The organism is Flavobacterium sp. N502536, assembly GCF_025947345.1.
GTDB lineage: Bacteria > Bacteroidota > Bacteroidia > Flavobacteriales > Flavobacteriaceae > Flavobacterium.
The window spans coordinates 2,540,658-2,558,522 of record NZ_CP110011.1 but is presented as its reverse complement, the minus strand read 5'-3'; the positions used below and the strand labels follow the sequence as shown (position 1 = coordinate 2,558,522).

At 36.4% G+C, this 17,865-nt stretch carries 17 protein-coding genes and 1 pseudogene; 13 read left to right on the top strand and 5 right to left on the bottom strand.

The window, feature by feature from the left end; genetic code table 11:
- Window position 1: 1 nt before the first annotated feature.
- From OLM61_RS11055 to murI, 5 genes and pseudogenes are all read left to right on the top strand, one after another.
- Entirely contained in the window at window positions 2-742 is a 741-nt protein-coding gene (locus OLM61_RS11055) for an isoprenyl transferase (RefSeq protein WP_264526376.1), read from the top strand.
- Window positions 675-3,421: pseudogene (locus OLM61_RS11050) on the top strand (outer membrane protein assembly factor). The gene OLM61_RS11055 and the pseudogene OLM61_RS11050 overlap by 68 nt, the downstream one beginning before the upstream one ends.
- Window positions 3,422-3,463: 42 nt before the next feature.
- Window positions 3,464-4,480, top strand: a complete 1,017-nt coding sequence (locus OLM61_RS11045) for an OmpH family outer membrane protein (protein ID WP_264522752.1) — start codon at window positions 3,464-3,466, stop codon at window positions 4,478-4,480.
- A 15-nt stretch (window positions 4,481-4,495) separates the two neighbouring features.
- Window positions 4,496-4,999, top strand: coding sequence for an OmpH family outer membrane protein (locus OLM61_RS11040; RefSeq protein ID WP_264522751.1), 504 nt, complete (start codon window positions 4,496-4,498; stop codon window positions 4,997-4,999).
- A gap of 271 nt (window positions 5,000-5,270) precedes the next feature.
- Complete coding sequence (murI, locus tag OLM61_RS11035) at window positions 5,271-6,047, top strand: glutamate racemase (RefSeq protein ID WP_264522750.1); 777 nt, start codon at window positions 5,271-5,273, stop codon at window positions 6,045-6,047.
- A gap of 4 nt (window positions 6,048-6,051) precedes the next feature.
- Here the strand turns inward: murI and OLM61_RS11030 are convergent, their stop codons facing one another.
- Complete coding sequence (locus tag OLM61_RS11030) at window positions 6,052-7,287, bottom strand: aromatic hydrocarbon degradation protein (RefSeq protein WP_264522749.1); 1,236 nt, start codon at window positions 7,285-7,287, stop codon at window positions 6,052-6,054.
- Window positions 7,288-8,616 carry a DUF4270 domain-containing protein gene (locus OLM61_RS11025; protein ID WP_264522748.1) on the bottom strand — a complete coding sequence of 443 codons (1,329 nt, stop codon included), beginning with the start codon at window positions 8,614-8,616 and terminating at the stop codon, window positions 7,288-7,290.
- A gap of 231 nt (window positions 8,617-8,847) precedes the next feature.
- On the opposite strand from OLM61_RS11025, the gene OLM61_RS11020 reads away from it, so the two are divergent.
- From OLM61_RS11020 to OLM61_RS11000, 5 genes are all read left to right on the top strand, one after another.
- Complete coding sequence (locus OLM61_RS11020) at window positions 8,848-9,690, top strand: DUF6268 family outer membrane beta-barrel protein (RefSeq protein ID WP_264522747.1); 843 nt, start codon at window positions 8,848-8,850, stop codon at window positions 9,688-9,690.
- 16 nt (window positions 9,691-9,706) lie between these two features.
- Entirely contained in the window at window positions 9,707-10,711 is a 1,005-nt protein-coding gene (locus OLM61_RS11015; RefSeq protein WP_264522746.1) for a Kelch repeat-containing protein, read from the top strand.
- Entirely contained in the window at window positions 10,701-11,033 is a 333-nt protein-coding gene (locus tag OLM61_RS11010) for a DUF4907 domain-containing protein (RefSeq protein ID WP_264522745.1), read from the top strand. Before OLM61_RS11015 ends, OLM61_RS11010 begins: the two co-directional genes overlap by 11 nt.
- Window positions 11,034-12,143, top strand: a complete 1,110-nt coding sequence (locus OLM61_RS11005; RefSeq protein ID WP_264522744.1) for a sensor histidine kinase — start codon at window positions 11,034-11,036, stop codon at window positions 12,141-12,143.
- 167 nt (window positions 12,144-12,310) lie between these two features.
- Window positions 12,311-13,027, top strand: coding sequence for a LytR/AlgR family response regulator transcription factor (locus OLM61_RS11000; protein WP_264522743.1), 717 nt, complete (start codon window positions 12,311-12,313; stop codon window positions 13,025-13,027).
- A gap of 95 nt (window positions 13,028-13,122) precedes the next feature.
- Here the strand turns inward: OLM61_RS11000 and OLM61_RS10995 are convergent, their stop codons facing one another.
- Both OLM61_RS10995 and OLM61_RS10990 read right to left on the bottom strand, forming a co-directional pair.
- Window positions 13,123-13,647: a gamma carbonic anhydrase family protein gene (locus OLM61_RS10995; RefSeq protein WP_264522742.1), complete on the bottom strand. Its 525-nt coding sequence runs from the start codon at window positions 13,645-13,647 to the stop codon at window positions 13,123-13,125.
- Between the two features lie 9 nt (window positions 13,648-13,656).
- Window positions 13,657-14,646 carry a type IX secretion system membrane protein PorP/SprF gene (locus tag OLM61_RS10990; protein WP_264522741.1) on the bottom strand — a complete coding sequence of 330 codons (990 nt, stop codon included), beginning with the start codon at window positions 14,644-14,646 and terminating at the stop codon, window positions 13,657-13,659.
- Window positions 14,647-14,791: 145 nt separating this feature from the next.
- On the opposite strand from OLM61_RS10990, the gene OLM61_RS10985 reads away from it, so the two are divergent.
- The 3 genes from OLM61_RS10985 to OLM61_RS10975 all read left to right on the top strand — a co-directional run bounded on the left by OLM61_RS10985 (window position 14,792) and on the right by OLM61_RS10975 (window position 17,165).
- Window positions 14,792-15,691: a NifU family protein gene (locus OLM61_RS10985; RefSeq protein ID WP_264522740.1), complete on the top strand. Its 900-nt coding sequence runs from the start codon at window positions 14,792-14,794 to the stop codon at window positions 15,689-15,691.
- 133 nt (window positions 15,692-15,824) lie between these two features.
- Window positions 15,825-16,262 (top strand): YtxH domain-containing protein, encoded by a 438-nt coding sequence (locus OLM61_RS10980; protein ID WP_264522739.1) that lies wholly within the window; start codon window positions 15,825-15,827, stop codon window positions 16,260-16,262.
- 87 nt (window positions 16,263-16,349) lie between these two features.
- Complete coding sequence (locus OLM61_RS10975) at window positions 16,350-17,165, top strand: mechanosensitive ion channel family protein (protein ID WP_264522738.1); 816 nt, start codon at window positions 16,350-16,352, stop codon at window positions 17,163-17,165.
- Window positions 17,166-17,172: 7 nt separating this feature from the next.
- On the opposite strand, the gene tsaB is transcribed toward OLM61_RS10975, so the two are convergent.
- A complete protein-coding gene (gene tsaB, locus OLM61_RS10970) occupies window positions 17,173-17,847 on the bottom strand; it encodes a tRNA (adenosine(37)-N6)-threonylcarbamoyltransferase complex dimerization subunit type 1 TsaB (RefSeq protein WP_264522737.1) in 675 nt (224 codons plus the stop codon).
- Window positions 17,848-17,865 lie beyond the last annotated feature (18 nt).

Below are 17,865 nucleotides of genomic sequence, written 5' to 3'. Positions count from 1 at the left end.
AATGAATTTACTAGAATCTATAGATCAAACAAACTTACCCAAACATTTGGCCATTATTATGGACGGAAATGGTCGTTGGGCAAAACAACAAGGTTTTTTAAGAGCATTTGGTCACGAAAACGGAACAAAATCTGTAAAAAACACCATAAAAACCTGTGCCAAACTTGGTATTGAATACCTGACACTATACGCCTTTTCGACAGAAAACTGGAATCGTCCAAAATTGGAAGTCGAAGCACTGATGAAAATTTTGATCAATTCATTAAAAAAAGAACTTGTTACCTTACAGGAAAACAACATCAAACTTAATGCAATTGGTAACCTTGAAAAACTACCAAAATCAGCTCAAAAAGAGCTTTTGGATGTAATCGACAAAACAAAAAATAACACGCGTCTAACCTTAACTCTTGCATTAAGTTACGGATCAAGAGAAGAATTGGTAAATGCCGTGAGAATCATCAGTGATAAAGTTAAAAATAATATAATTTCAATAGACGCTATTGACGATTCAATTATAAATGAGCATCTTTACACGCAAAATTTACCTGACGTAGATTTATTAATAAGAACAAGTGGAGAGCATAGAATAAGTAATTTTTTGCTATGGCAGATCGCCTATGCAGAACTATATTTTACTAATGTCTTATGGCCAGACTTTAAAGACCAAGATTTATATGAGGCTATTATTAGTTATCAAAAAAGAGAACGTAGATTTGGAAAAACCAGTGAACAAATTAAATAATATTTTAGTGTTGCAAAAAAGAATACAAATAGTCTTTACCCTACTTATTTTGGGTAGTTTTTCACAAATTAAAGCACAAGAAAGAGTTCCTTTTGATCAAGGGAAAAAATATATTCTTGCTAAAGTTTCTGTTGTTGGTAAAATAAGCTTTAACGAACAAACCGTTGTTACTTTCTCTGGCCTTCAAAAAGGACAGGAAATAGCAGTTCGGGGGAAGAAATTAGTGGCGCTATTAAAAAATTAGGTAAACTTGGACTTTTTGACGAAATCTCTTTTTACGTTAATAAAATCGACAACGACAGTATCTATCTGGATCTGAACATTGTCGAGCTTCCTAAATTAAATGAAGTTAAATTTGTAGGGGTTAAGAAAAATAAAATCGAAGGATTAATTAAGGACAACAATTTAACCAAAAACAAAATTGTCAACGAAAACTTAATCACGACAACCAAAAATTATATTGAAAATAAATATAAAAAAGAAGGTTTCTACAACACCAAAGTCACCATTACCAACACTCCTGATACCCTAAACGGTCATCGTGTAAACATTCTGGTACGGATAGACAAAGGCGATAAAGTCAAAATTAGCAATATCGATTTCATAGGTAACAAACAACTTACCGGAAATCAATTGCGATCTGCCATGAAAGATACCAAGCAAAAAAATGTACTTCGTATCTTAAAATCTTCCAAATTCATTCCTGAAAAATACAAAACCGACTTAGAAAAAGTCGTTGCTGCTTATAAAGAAAAAGGATATCGTGACGCCCGTATTATTTATGATTCTGTTACTTACAACAAGAACAAGAACATGCTGGGCATCAAAATTAAAGTTGAAGAAGGAAACAAATACTACTTCGGAAACATCAAATTCTTAGGAAATACCGTTTACTCTGATCAATTATTAAACCGTTACTTAGGAATCAAAAAAGGAGAAACCTACAATGGTGTTTTATTGGAAAAACGTATCGCCGACAAAACAAAACCTGATGCAGAAGACATCACAAACTTATATCAAAACAACGGTTACCTGTTCTCTAACATCAACGCTGTAGAGGTAAAAACAGTAAACGATACTATCGATTTTGAAATTAGAGTTACCGAAGGTCCTATCGCTTACTTCAACAAAATATCGGTTGTAGGAAACGATAAAACAAATGACCACGTTATCTATCGTGAGTTAAGAACAAAACCGGGAGAAAAATACAGTAAAGAGCAATTGGTAAGAACAATTCGCGAGATTGGACAATTAGGATTCTTTGATCCTGAAGCAATTGATCCAAAATTCAAGAACGTAGATGCCGCAGCTGGAACTGTTGATATTGAGTACCATGTTGTAGAAAAAGGATCCAGCCAGGTCGAACTTCAGGGAGGTTACGGTGGTGGAGGTTTCATTGGAACATTGGGATTATCGTTCAACAACTTCTCAGCAAGAAACCTTTTCAACAAAGAATCGTACAAACCATTACCAATGGGAGACGGTCAAAAAGTAGCCCTTCGTTTACAAGGAAGTACTTACTTTCAAACCTATAGTGTATCGTTTTCAGAGCCATGGTTTGGAGGAAAAAAACCGGTACAATTTAGTTCATCTATCTCATACAGTAAACAATTCTTAAACAACTTCGCTACCAGAAATGTAGATAAAAGCAAAAGTTTTAACATCTTAACGTTACAAGTTGGTTTAGCAAAAAGACTTAATGTGCCGGACGATTACTTCGTATTGTCACAATCTGTAAGTTACCAGCACTATGATTTGAACAATTATAATACAGGATTGTTTACCTTTGGTAACGGAGCGTCAAGAAACTTAGCGTATACTATTGGACTTTCGAGAAGTAATAAAGGGCTTAACCCAATATTCCCGACCTACGGTTCAGACTTTAGTATTTCGGCAAAAGTAACACCTCCTTATTCCTTATTTAACGGAATTGATTATGGTGATTTAAAAAATCAAAAAGAATACAAAACACAATATACAGGAAGTCCAACATCTGGTGCAGATGGAAGACCAATGAATACTGGAGATTACACGAAAACAGAAACTATAAACGGACAACCGGGTGTAGTGAGTGTAGGTTCTGATTACGCAAGTGCAGATACAGACCAGGGTAAAGTGGATCAAAAAAGATACAACTGGCTGGAATATTATAAAATTAAATTCAAAGGTGAGTGGTATACCAAACTTTATGGTAAATTAGTAATGCGAACTTTAACAGAGTTTGGATTCCTTGGAGCCTATAATCAGCAAAGAGGTGTTGTACCGTTTGAGCGCTTCTATTTAGGAGGAGACGGAATGGCGAACTACTCGATGGATGGTAGAGAAACAGTACAGTTAAGAGGTTATGAAAATAACTCTTTGACTCCGGTAAATGCAAATGGAGATCAGATTGGAGCAACAATCTACAACAAGTTCTCTATGGAATTGCGTTATCCGATTACATTAAAAGCTTCTGCATCGATTTATGCATTGGCGTTTTTAGAAGCGGGTTCATCATACCCAACTTTTAAAGCTTACAATCCATTTGATCTGAACCGTTCAGCAGGTGTTGGTTTACGTGTATTCATGCCAGCCTTCGGATTATTAGGAATTGACTGGGGTTACGGTTTCGATCCTCAACCGGGAGAAACTAAGGCGCATGGTAAAGAAATTCATTTTATTATCGGACAACAATTTTAAAAAAACAATAGTTGGTTAAAAATTTTCAAATAAAGTAATGTTATGAGAAAACAATTTTTATTTATATTTTTAGCCCTGATTGTAGCAAATACAAGTCAGGCTCAAACAAGAACGACAAGGATTGGCTACATCGATATGGAGTATATTTTGGAAAATGTTTCTGATTACAAAGAAGCAAAAGCACAATTAGAGCTTAAGGCTCAAAAGTGGAAACAAGAAATAGAAACCAAAAAAATAGACATCAATAATCTTAAAGAAAGCCTTAAAGCCGAAAGAGCTTTACTGACGAAAGAGCTTATTGAGGAAAAAGAAACCGAGATTAAATTTCTCGAAACTGAAATGATGGATTATCAGCAGAAGCAATTTGGTTCTGACGGTAATTTAATGCATCAGAAAGCAGGATTGGCAAAGCCTATACAAGATCAGGTTTTTACAGCGGTACAGGATATTGCCGAAGCAAAAAATTACGATTTTATCTTTGACAAATCCTCTGATTTAACAATGCTTTTTAGCAATAAAAAGTACGACATCAGCGATCAGGTTATTCGTATTCTGAACCGAACTGAAAAACGCGAACAGCTGTCTAAAAAACAATTGAAAAACCAGGAAGCTAAAGAAAAACTGGAAAATGCAATTGATGAGAATCCGGAAATGGCTGACCGTCAAAAAACATTGGACGACAAAAAAGCAGCCCGATTAAAATTGCTTGAAGACAGAAGACTGGAGCAGGAAGCTAAGAAAAAAGAATACGACGACAGAAGAAAAGCACTAGCAGCCGAAAGGGATGCCAAAAAAAATGGCACGGTTTCTGAACCTGCGAAAACAGAGCCAGTGAAAACAGACGGTACAACAGCTAAACCTGCCACTACCACTGCTACACCAACGGAAGGAACAACACCGGCACAACCGGCAGTAAATAAAGCTGAAGAAAGACAAAAACTTTACGAACAGCGCAAGAAAGAATTAGAAGACAGAAGAAAGAAAATTTTAGAAGAAAGAGAAGCGGCGAAAAAAGCAAAAGAAGCCGAAATGCAAAAATCAAATACGACCAATAATTAATTAATATTTTTAAAAATGATGAAACAAATCAAAACTTTACTAATTGCTGCAATACTAGTTTTAGGAGCAAGCAACACGATGAACGCGCAAGCTAAGGTAGCTCACGTTGATGTTAGCGAGATTATGTCGAAAATGCCTGCAATGCTAGATGCTCAAAATCAACTACAAAAATTAAGTGGTACATATGATGCTGAATACAAAAAAATGGTTGACGAATATCAAGTAAAAATCAAAAAATACGAAGCTGAAGCTGCAACTGTAACTGATGCTGTAAACGGAGAACGTTCGAAAGAAGTTCAGGACATGCAAAAAAGAATTGTTGACTACAGAGACAACGCTCAAAAAGAATTACAACAAAAAGAAACTGACATCGTAAAACCATTAATGGAAAAAGTAAGAGCTTCTATCCAAAAAGTTGGAAAAGCTAAAGGTTTCCAATATGTATTAGACGGTTCTACTTTATTATTAGCTGATGGTCCAAACATCACTGCTGATGTAAAAAAAGATTTAGGATTCTAATAAACGAATTCTTTATATAAAAAACGGTCTGTACTTGTGTGCGGACCGTTTTTTATTATGATCTATTCAACTGTAAAAAACCTGTCATCTTTTCATATTCTATCGATATGTAATCTCTCCGAGATACCGGCTTTGTCTACTTTTTTAGGAGTTAGATATCGGTAACCCAAAAAAAACTTGGCGACTTAGCGTCTTCGCGAGCAAAAAAACATTCAAAGATTTCCTTTAAATTGAGATATGCATATATTTCAAAAAACATTAAATTTGTACTATGACAAACAACAATCCTATAGGCGTTTTTGATTCCGGTATTGGAGGAACTTCCATCTGGAACGCCATTCATGAGCTACTTCCAAACGAGAAGACCATTTATTTAGCCGACAGTAAAAATGCTCCTTACGGTCAAAGAACAAAAGAAGAGATTGTTGCTTTAAGTAAAAAAAATGTCGATTTTTTACTGGAACAAAACTGCAAACTAATCGTCGTAGCCTGCAATACGGCAACAACCAATGCCATTCGTGAACTTCGCGCTGATTACGACATTCCCTTTATCGGAATTGAACCGGCCATTAAACCGGCTGCTACCAATTCGAAAACACAGGTTATTGGAATACTGGCGACCAAAGGAACCCTAAACAGCGAACTGTTCAATAAAACTGCCGAAATGTTTCAGCATACGACTATCATTGAACAGGTGGGTTACGGACTCGTTCAGCTCATTGAAGACGGGAAGCTCTATTCGCCGGAAATGACTCAGTTACTGGAATCCTACTTACAGCCTATGATCGATGCCAATATCGATTATCTTGTACTGGGATGCAGTCATTACCCCTATTTGATTCCGCAAATCAAAAAGATACTTCCGGAGCACATTCACATCATTGATTCGGGAGAGGCTGTTGCCAGACAAACACAAAACATCCTGCGCGAGACCGTTGGTTTTACCACCAACCCAAAAAGCGAACCTGTATTTTATGTCAACTCTAATCCCGAGGTTTTAAAATCGATTTTGGAGTACAAATATCCCGTAATTGAAAAGGATTTTTAAAGCCTTATTCAAACTTTCGCTTGACGAACCAAATTCCGTCCAAAGATAAATTAAGGGATATTTTATGATAGTTTTCTTTGATTAGATTATCCGAAATTCTCCCTCTTTGTCCGTACGAATAAGAAATATTTAAAGACGAGTTTGTATTTTCGATAGGCAAAGTAAGCCCTATTGAAATTGCGGCATTGTTGATTCTTTTTCCATCGATTTCAAGATAACCCGTGTCAAAATTGGCTCCCGCAGCATACTGTACCCTATCCCAGTACTTGCGAACATTTTTTCTTCCACTGTAGGTAAATCCCAAAGCAAACCGATCCTGGTTTACAAAATTGCCGTACAATTCAGATTGATTGGTATTCCCCCACAGACTTTTTTCGTAATCCAGTGTCATGTTTAAATTGTTTTTGAAGCGTTTACTGATCCCGATACCCATCTCTAAAGGCATATAATAATCATCGGTATCTGAAGCCACATCCGATTCTATTGTTGTTACCACATCATTGGCAATGGTTTGAACGGTTTGTACTTTGGACGCCTTTATCTGACTTGGTACTTTAAAAGTTGTCGCAACCGTAAAAGTAGAATCAATTTGATATTGAGCCCCTAATGTGGCACGCAGACCATTGTAATTTGTTTTTTTCTGAATGCTGGTAACCGAATTCATGATTAAAAAACTCCTGTTGTCGGTTGTATTTCCAAACAGCACGGATGCCGAAGCTCCAACAGAAAATTTCTTACCAAATCGGTAGCCATATGACAAATCCAGATTGTTTAATCCGCCGGAACCTGCTGCCGTTAAATAATAAAAATCCTGACTGTTTTCGATTGGCAATTTTAAATTCGAAATTTTAAAAGCCGAACTCGAGTAAGGGCGTATCGCGATGCTAAATCCCGAGTTTTTAGTTACGGGAAATGCAAAAGCCAGATGTGAAAATTGAAAATTGTTACGACTTTCGCTTCGTGAACTGCTTTGGTAAGTGGTCGAAATGGCTTTTCCTCCAATATCAAACATAAAATGATGCTGTGGCAGATACCCCAGAGAAGCCGGATTCAGATTATTGATAAAAGTAGCAGACGGCAAAGCAATTCCCGACGACCCAATAGACGGAATATCTCCAAAATCGGAATCATACACGCTTCCTAAACCATACAGCGAATAAGGAGAACTTGAAATACTTTGAGAAAACGAAGTAAGTGACATCAAAATGAGCCCACTTAAATAAAGAATTTTACTTTTCATTTAATAAGAGATGTAATAAATTTTAAGCAGGAGTTTATTGTTCAAATGTTTCTGATCGCCTAAAACAATCCGGTCTACTGTCTTAGAAATCCCGGGTAAGGTGAGAATCAAAGAAGATCTTGTATTGGATGGTTTCAGCATTTCTTTCTGCAGGAAATAACCAATAGGGATCGAATAACCAACGTTCTCATTAAATTCATCGCTCTTTTTGTTCAAAACACCAAATACTTCCTTTCTGGCTGAATTGACCAATGAAGCACTAATTCGGTTTAAATTATCGCTTACATAAATTTTCAAAGAATCGGCCAGCGGGTATTTTTCTGAGTAGGTATTGTTAACCGGTTTAAGAAACAATTGCGCATCGACAATTGCTCCATTAGCCGAGATATTCTTCAATTGTTTAATGTTGGGGAAATCAATCCTACAGGCCACTCCGGTACCCGCCTGAATAAACCCCTGTCGATTAGTCAGCGAACTCGGCAGTTTACTATTCGAAGCCGGTAAATTTTGGATTATGGTTCCCGTTTTATCCAAAGAGATCGCATTAAACTGTTTTTGAGCATCCGAAATTTTAAAATCTATGATGTATGGAACTTCTTCGGTGTTTGCCTGATATTTCGAATAATACAACCGCACTGTACTTGTCGCGACATGAAAACCAATAACGCTTCCCGAATTTGCAGTAGACGGAACGAGAACGAGCCCTTTTAGATATTCACTAAAACTATCAAAATCTGTAATTTCTCTTTTCTTGAGTTTCTGAAAAAGAGCGGCTCCAAAAGTGCTGCTCATTTTTACATTAATCGAGTCTTTCTCACCTGGTCTGGGCTTGTATGAAATAGTTCCCAGACTCTCATCACCATAACTTAAAACCGAATTGTTGTAAAAATTATAATCGTTTGTATTGGGCTTGACTTTCTGAGTCAGTCGACGAATGTCAAAAGTCTGTACTCTGGTGGTATCTCCGTAATAATACTTGTCGTATTTGAGAATCATCGAAATAGAATCAAAAACATAATTGGTCGTTTCCGTATCCGATCCGTCATTTTTTAAAGCATAAGAATCGGAAGCCAGTTGAAAATAACTGTTCGATTTTACCTTTCCGTAAATGGGATCTTCATAATTCCCAATTAAAATCCGCTTTTGATTAGATGTTACCAAAGAGTCAAAGTTTATGGTTGACACCTCTACACTCATCGTATCAATCAAAATAACCTTATTGCCTAAGGCCAGATAATCGGATCCAACCACAAATTCGCCGGCATCCGAATCGGTTCCGCATGAAAACAGGCTGATCGCTAAAAATAACATCCCTATATACTTGTGCATAATCTAAATTTTTGAACAAATATAAATGGCACTCTTTCGCGCTGCATCATAACATATACAGTCCTGCTTTTTTGCACTACAAACAGCCAAAAATCATCTATAACAGATCAACACCAACAAATACCGCATTCAGCCTTAAAAACGGCTGTTTAGTCTATCAAAAATACCCATACATATATCTTCTTTTTTTTAAAACCAGTAGCCTCCTACTTTTGAACCAATAAATAAACAATGAAAATAAGGGTACTCATTCGTTCGATGTTGTTGATTTCGTTTTTCGGGATGAAAGCTCAGGAAAATATTGAAGTCAACCTGAGTTTAAAAACGGAACCAACAGATCAAATTGATTTCACTCAAAGCAGTATTGGCCTATCCTACAGCAAAAAAACAGGTAGCAAAAACGAAATAACAAACACATTAGCCTATTCGAATCTGAGCGTGAATTATGAATTAGGACGTTACAAAACAAAGGAGAATGAGGAACAATTCAACCAGATTCAAAACAAATTTGAAATTACGCATGCGCTTTCCAATACAACTCATATGAGTTTTTCGATTGTTCCAACGCTAAATTTCCAGAGTAGTCCGGAGCTGAGTGATCTTTCTGTTTTGGGAAGTTTAGAAATGAAGCAGCAGTTCAATTCACAAACAAGCCTTAAGATTGGAATTGCGAGATCGACTGCACTGGGCAATGCCAAGTTCTTACCTGTACTGTCTTTGCATTATAAATTCAACACGGAGGGCAGTTTGCTCATTGGTTTTCCGGATTCAAAGATCACCTACTCTAATAATGTCCGCAACAAATTTAGTCTGACCAACAGCTTCAATGGTAATTTCTATCATTTAGACGCCGAAAATCAACCGATTAACGGTGCTGAGAAGGCTACTTTATCACAAATGACGACAGCATTTGAATATGAAAGAAATGTAGACAAAAACTGGTTTCTGAATTTTAAAGCCGGATATGATTTTAACAAAAAATACAGTCTGACGGACAAAGACCATCATAAAGTCTATGATTTTAATACTGGCAATGGCTATGTCTTAGGAATTGGCATCAAATACAAACACTAAATAAACTTAATACATTATGAATAATTTTAAAAAAAGAATAGTATTCGCAACGTTGTTTTCAAGTCTCTTTTTTATAGGCTGCAGCAACGACAGCGACGAAGATTTAATAGGAAACTGGATTAAAAAATCGGCATTTGACGGACCTGCAAGATCCAGTGCTACCAGTTTTGTAATTGGCGATTATGCTTATGTTGCAACAGGTTATACCGGAGATGTTTATTTGAAAGATTTATGGTCTTACAATTCTACCGGAGATTACTGGGAGCAAAAAGCTGATTTTCCAGGTATCGGAAGAAGTTCTGCCTCGGCTTTTGCCCTGAATCAAAAAGGGTACATTGGTTTGGGTTATGACGGGACGAATAAATTAAAAGACTTTTATCAGTACAATCCCGCTAACAATACGTGGGCTCAAAAAGCCGATTTTGCCGGAACAGGCCGTTACGCAGCAGTAGGTTTTCAGGCGGGTGGCAAAGCTTATTTTGGAACCGGTTATGATGGAAATTACCTGAAAGATTTCTACCAATACAACGACCAGACCAATGCCTGGACACTTGTAAATGGTTTTAGCGGGAATAAACGACGCAACGCAACAGCCTTTGTGATCGCCGATAAAGTATATCTTGGAACAGGAAGCAATAATGGCGTTTATCAGGAAGATTTTTGGGAATTTGATCCTGCAACTGATGTATGGACCCGAAAACGCGATATTGATAAAGATACCGATGATGACAACTCTTACAATGACGATTATGCTATTGTTCGTTCAAATGCCTCAAGTTTTGCAATGAACGGTTTAGGATATGTTGTGGGTGGAGAAAACATCAAAACGATCTGGGAATACAATCCAACTACCGATTTATGGGCAGAAAAAACACCTATGGAAGGTGCCAGCCGAACAGATGCTGTGGGGTTCGCCATCAACAATCGCGGATTTTATATGCTGGGAAGAACAGGTTCAACGTATTTTGATGATGCCTGGGAATTTAAACCATTAGAGGAACAAACAAGTGATGACAACTAAAATAAAAATGCAGTTCTTCTGGAGTAAAATCCGGAAGAATGTATTGCTTACGGTACTTATTTTACAATTTATAGCCTGCGCGAAAAATGAAACTTTTAAAATCGAAGCCTTCAAAACTACGTCAGGTTGGGGTTATTCGATTGCTATAAAGAACAAAATCATCATCAAGCAGGCTATTATTCCCGTCATAAACGACTCTAAAAGTTTCGCCACAGAAAGTGATGCCTTAAAGGTAGCGCACTTAGTCGCAAGCCGACTCGATCAAAATAGATCGCCAACAGTAACCAAAAATGATTTAATTTTATTAAAAATAAAATTATAGATGACACTAGATACGATCAGAAATACAAGTTCAAACAAAATTTTGTTCCATACCATCATCTGGGTTTTCTTTATTCTGACTTCATTAATTCAGTTTTATGAAAGTCCGTTTAAGGTCAGCACCGATTTTTATGTACAATGGAGTACGGGAATTGTTTTGTTTTATCTGAATTATTTTTATCTGGTTCCTGTTTTGCTTTTAGAGAAAAAATACTGGCTCTATTTTGTATTTGTATTTGCTCTTATTTTACTTTTTATGATTATCCGGATCAATTATTTTATTCCTGATTTTAGCCAGGCAAGACCTTTAAAAAATTTGCCGCCTCCGGAAGATCTTAAATTAATGTACAAAGGCACCAGAGTAAAAGCAATTTTTGCAACAAGACAGCAGCCTTTATTTTTTAAAATTGGCCCATCGTTTTTCTATATTTTAATCATCACCATCAGTGCGATTATCAGAACACTTACAGCTTTTTACAACAATCAGCAAAACAAACTAATTGCCGAAACCCACCGAACAAATACCGAGTTGATCTATTTGCGCAAACAAACCAATCCGCATTTTTTATTCAATTCCTTAAACAGTATTTATTCGCTGGCACACAAAAAATCCGATTTAGTTCCTGATGCCATCGTTACCTTATCCGAGCTCATGCGGTATATGCTGTATGAAACCGATAATAAAACCGTTGATTTGGAAAAAGAGATCAATTACATCCAGAACTATATCGAATTGCAAAAACTACGGTTAAACAATATCGAAGACATCGTTATCAATGTTCATGGCGACACCCGAAACAAATTTATTGAGCCTCTGTTATTGATTTCGTTTGTCGAAAATGCGTTCAAATACGGAACCGATTATAAAGGTGCGGCTCATGTTAAAATTAAAATATTCATTCTGAACAGCAGTCTCGATTTCTGGATCGAAAATACGATCGAAAACTATAGCAAAGATCCTGACAATTCAGGTATTGGGTTGGTGAATATTCAAAACCGACTGGATTTGCTGTATCCCAATGCGCACAAATTGGATATCACACAAGACGACAAATTTTTTCGTGTGCATTTGAATCTGGAATTAGATAAAATTCAAACAGCCATAAACTAAATACGATGAATTGCAATTTTACAACAGCTTACCGCAAAACAAGACCCCGAAAGTAGCAGGATCGTTTAAAATCCGGTCCGTATTTTATGATAATTTTAAAACTTATTTTACTGGTTTAAAAGTACTTTTGGCTCTAAACAAAATTTTTAAAATTAAAACTTCAACAGATGAAATGTGTAATTATAGACGATGAACCTTTAGCGGTTGAGTTACTGGAAGATTTTGTTCGAAAAGTAGATTCTCTCGAATTGGTGCACACTTTTAACAACGCCATTGATGCCGTTTCTTTTATCAATCAAAACAATATTGATCTGATTTTTCTGGACATACAGATGCCTCATTTCTCCGGAATCGATTTTTTAAATACCATTGAAAAAAAACCATTGGTAATTTTTACGACCGCTTTTTCCGATTATGCTGTAGAAGGTTTTAATCTGGGTGCAGTAGATTATCTGGTAAAACCCATTCCGTTCCATCGTTTTCTAAAATCGGTCGTACGAGCACAGCAGGTTTTACACCCGGCCACAACGGTTCAGGCTATTTCTGAAAACACCGCCGGAGCTGAAACAGAACAGGATTTTATGTTCGTAAGGGCTGAATACGAAAATGTAAAAATGAATTTTTCTGATATCCTTTTTATCGAAGGACTTAAAGATTACGTAAAAATATATACTATTGATAATAAATTTACTCTTACTCTAATTAGCTTAATCAAACTTGAAAACCTGCTTTCAAACAAAGGGTTTTCACGCATTCACCGCTCTTATATCATCAATATAAAACATGTGAAATCCATTCAAAAAAATAAAGTTCTGATTAGCGACAAGCGAATCCCAATTAGCGAAAGCTATAAAACGGCTTTTTTCGAAAAGATCAACCTCTAAATTTTTAAATTTCAAAAAAATAAAATTCCAAATTCCAAAAGTGTCGAACCTTGGAATTTGGAATTTGATTTTTGGAATTTGGAATTTTGAAATATTTATTCCTGTTCATCGTTTTTAAACCAGCCGGAATACATGACATAATTGTTTGAAATACGTTCTATTTCGCCTGCAAAATCAGATTGATCAATGTCTTTGACTTTTTTAGCCGGAACACCCGCATAAATACTTCCCGAGGTGATTACCGTATTTTGCGTAACCACAGCGCCAGCCGCAACAATAGAGTTGCTTTCGACTACACAATTGTCCATAACAATAGCCCCCATCCCGATCAGCACATTATCGTGAATGGTACAACCGTGAACAATAGCATTGTGTCCGATTGAAACATTGTTTCCTATGATAGTCGGGTGTTTTTGATACGTACAATGAATAATGGCTCCATCCTGAATATTGACCTTATTTCCAATGGTAATAAAGTTTACATCACCACGGATAACGGCATTAAACCAAACACTGCACGAAGCTCCAAAGGTAACATCACCCACAATTGTTGCATTTTCGGCAACATAACAATCCTCTGGAATCAAAGGTGTTTTTCCATTTACAGATTTAATCAGCATACTATATTTTTAATTAATTGCAGGACAAGCGCAGTCGTAGCGTTCCTTTTTACAAAATAAATTGATTCCCAGTGTAATTTGGTGGTAGCCACCTGTATTAAATTTTACATCACCGGTAACCTGAGAATAGGTATAGGCAAACATGAAATTTTTATAATTCACACCAACGATTGGTGTAATGTACTGTAGTTTTTGAGCGGCTACTCCACTGTTAGTGCTGTATTGCGTACCGTTAAGACTTTTTCTGTAGGACAAGGCAGCCCATAAACTTCCGAAGTCCATATTTTTGTAAGCTTTAAGGTTTAAATCGATTGTTTTTTCTTTGGTTTTATCAAAGAACTGAAACAATACGGAAGGTTCCCAGGTAATATCACTTCTTTTTCCAAAAACATATCCGGCGCTAAAAAGAAATTTTCTCAGATTATCACTCTCATATTCGGTATATAATTCTCTTCTGGTTTCCAGCACGCCCTGAACTGTTGCATGGGCATAAAAATCAAGATAGTTGTACGATGCTCCGATATCTAAATTGAAGTATGAATCTTTTTGAATCGAACCAAAAACTATAGGATCAAAAGTAGTTCCGAATTTCGTTTCATCCAGCTGGCTCTGAATCACTCCACCACTAATACCAAATGACAGCTGATTTAAATCAACTTCGTCTCTCGAAAACATAATATGATGTGCGTAGGTAAGTTTTAATCCTTTTTGAGAATGGTATCCGTTTTTGTCGTTGAAAATAATGATTCCGGCACCTGATCGTTCCCCTATCCTGCCATTAAAAGTCAGTGTTTGTAGCGAGGGAGCATCTTCCTGACCAAACCATTGTTTCCGGGCCGTCAATCTTATCTTAGCGCAATTTGCAGCGCCCGCCATAGAGGGATGAATTAAATAATAATTATCTGACAAATAATCGGAGTAAACGGGAATTCCTTCTTGTGAATAGGAGTAGGTCGATACAATTAAAAAAAACAATAAAACACTGATTCTAAACTTCATAAAACAACATATTAATCAACTAAATTTAAGGCAGTACAAATTTAATAAGATTTATTGGAAAAGAGTCTTAATTCTTTTATTAAAAAATCAAATAGTAGGTATCAGCAAAAAATAACTTTACTAAATTTGTAAAAAATTACAAATCATGACAAAAATCACCATAAAAGAAACTCAAAACCCAACGATATTAAAATTTGAATTTGAAGATTTTATTACTCAAAATCAAAGTTTTGAATTCAAAAATATTGATGAGGCACAAGCGTCTCCTTTAGCGCAGCAATTATTCTATTTACCGTTCGTAAAAACCGTTTATATTTCAGGAAACTTTATCGCAATCGAAAGATACAGTATTGTAGAATGGGATGATGTAAAAGATGCCGTTGCAGAACAAATTACGGCATTTGTAGACAAAGGTGGTGTAATTATCAAAGCGGATGAGAACACAGCTAAAAAACAGCCCATCACGGTTTATGGAGAAACAACTCCAAATCCTGCTGCGCTGAAATTTGTGGTAAGCAGAATGCTGACAAGAAACGCGGTTGAATACAAAAATATCGATCAAACTGCTTCTTCTCCACTAGCTAAAGAATTGTTCAAATTTCCTTACGTGAAAGAAGTTTTTATTGATGAAAATTACATTTCGGTAACCAAATACGACATCAACGACTGGCAGGAAATTACTCTTGAAGTAAGAACTTTTATCAAGCAGTTTATTGAAAATGGTGGAACTGTTTTGGATGAGAGCCTTATTGAAGTGGCTACTAAAAACGACATTACCAAAGACGAAGCTTTTGATAAATTAGATGTTACTTCACAACAAATCATCAACATACTGGAAGAATATGTAAAACCGGCAGTAGCTGCTGATGGGGGAAATATTGCTTTTGATTCTTATAATGAAAATGACAAAACGGTAAAAGTAATTCTACAAGGTGCTTGCAGCGGCTGTCCGTCCTCTACTTTCACTTTAAAAAGCGGAATCGAAAATATGCTAAAAAGCATGTTAAACGATGAAGAAATTAAGGTAGAAGCTTTAAATGCTTAAAATTTTTATCCGATAATAAAGAACAAAAAGCGTCTGCCATTGGTAGGCGCTTTTTTTACGCAAAAACATATCCCACTAATTATCAGCAAATTATTACTCTAAAAAGGTTATAATACTTTAAAAATAGTTAATATTGTATTCTAAACTAATCAATATCATAACTATGGGATTATCTTCATTCTTTAAGAATTTGTTTGGCACAGCCAAAGATTCTGCTACTGATTTGGCACAACAGGCCGAAACTACTTTTGAACAGGCCAAAGAAGCTGCTGCTCCTTATATCGATAAAGCGGAAACCTTTGCCGAAGAAACTTTTACAAAAGCCAAAGAGGCATCAGAACCATTGATCGAAACGGCAACGGACTATGCACATCAGGCGAAAGACTTCGTTAGCGAATATGTAGAAAAAGCATCTGATTCGATAGGCGATGTAATTGATACCGTAAAAGAAAAAACCAGCGAGCTTACCGGAGAAACCAAAACAGTTGTTTCAGAAACCGTAGCCGATATTAGCGAAAAAACAGCTGCTAAAGCGGATGAAGTTATTGACGAGACTCCTGAGAAGGAATAAAACTACTTTTTCTTATCTTAGGAAATATCTTTATATTTGCAAAACTAATATACCTTCTCCCTGAGAAGGTTTTTTTATTCGAAAAACATGTACATTTATCCAGAGCAGATTAGTAGTTATGCTACTAAATTTATTAACGTATTAGTTGATTATTCTCCAAAATTAATCTCGGCATTTATCATTTTATTTGTCGGAATCTACGCCATCCGATTGATAAACCGAATCATTACAAAAATAATGGTGCAAAGAAATTTGGATCCTACCCTGACCCGATTCCTTTCTGACATCTTAATTTGGGCACTCCGAATTTTATTGTTTGTGACTTTTATTTCAAAATTGGGAATCGAAACATCATCATTTGTTGCCATATTAGGAGCCATGGGACTTGCAGTAGGTTTGTCTTTGCAGGGATCACTTTCTAACTTTGCAGGAGGAATGCTGATTATTGTTTTCAAACCTTTCAAAGTTGGCGATACCATCGAAACCGCGGGCGGAATTGTTGCAACAGTAGTCGAAATTCAGATTTTTGTAACCAAGATGTTAACGGCCAACAATCAGACCGTTTTTGTCCCTAACGGTGCTTTATCAAACGGAACAATCATCAATTATTCGATGCAGGGAGAACGAAGAGCCGATTTGACGTTTGCTGTTTCTTATGACTCCGATATCAAAAAGGCAAAAGACATTCTTTTGAACGTTTTAAACAGCAATCCGAAAGTGCTTAAAAAGCCTGCTGCGGAAGTTTTTGTCAAAAACTTAACCGCAAGTTCGGTAGAATTCGCCGTACGTCCTTGGGCAAAAAATGCTAATTATGGAGCTGTTTTCTCTGAAACTTTAGAGAATTGTAAAGCCGCTTTAGATGAAGCCGGAATTTCGGTTCAGCCGTATACACTTCAGAAATAAAAAGGTTTTATGCTTTTTTTGATGGAGGTGCCATCATAAAATCTTTTAAATAGTAAGGTTCAAAATAAGCGACATCAACAGTGTCGCTTTTTTGGTATTTATCGTAACTGATTTGACTCATCGCAGCCGCTGAAGGGTATTTAATGTCTTCTAAAAAGACAAAATTCGGCTGGGTTAAAACTGCTTTACATTTATCGGCACAATCTCCCACAAAATAAACAGTCTCTGTATACTCTTTGAAAGAGTCTTCCGTAATAACTTCAGCCTGAATCGTTCTTTCTACTTTTAAATCTGCTGTAAACACTTCGCTATACACTTCCATTCTTCTGGCATCGAGCATCGGAATAATTTTCCCTTCGGCAACTTTGGCTTGTGACGCTAAGGTTTGTAAAGTATCTACGGCGATCAATGGAATATTTAAAGCAAAACACAGTCCTTTGGCTGCCGAAACACCAATACGCAAACCGGTATAAGAACCCGGCCCCTGGCTCACGGCAACAGCCACCAAATCCTCAACTGCGATACCTGCTTCTGCAATTACTTCTTCGATAAAAACATGCAGTTTTTCGGCATGCGAATAGCCTTCTTCGGCTATTTCTCTGCATCTGATTGTTTCTCCATTTTTAGCAATGGATACGGAGCAATTTTTGGTAGCGGTTTCGATATTGAGAATAAAAGACAATGTGTGTATTTTTAAAAT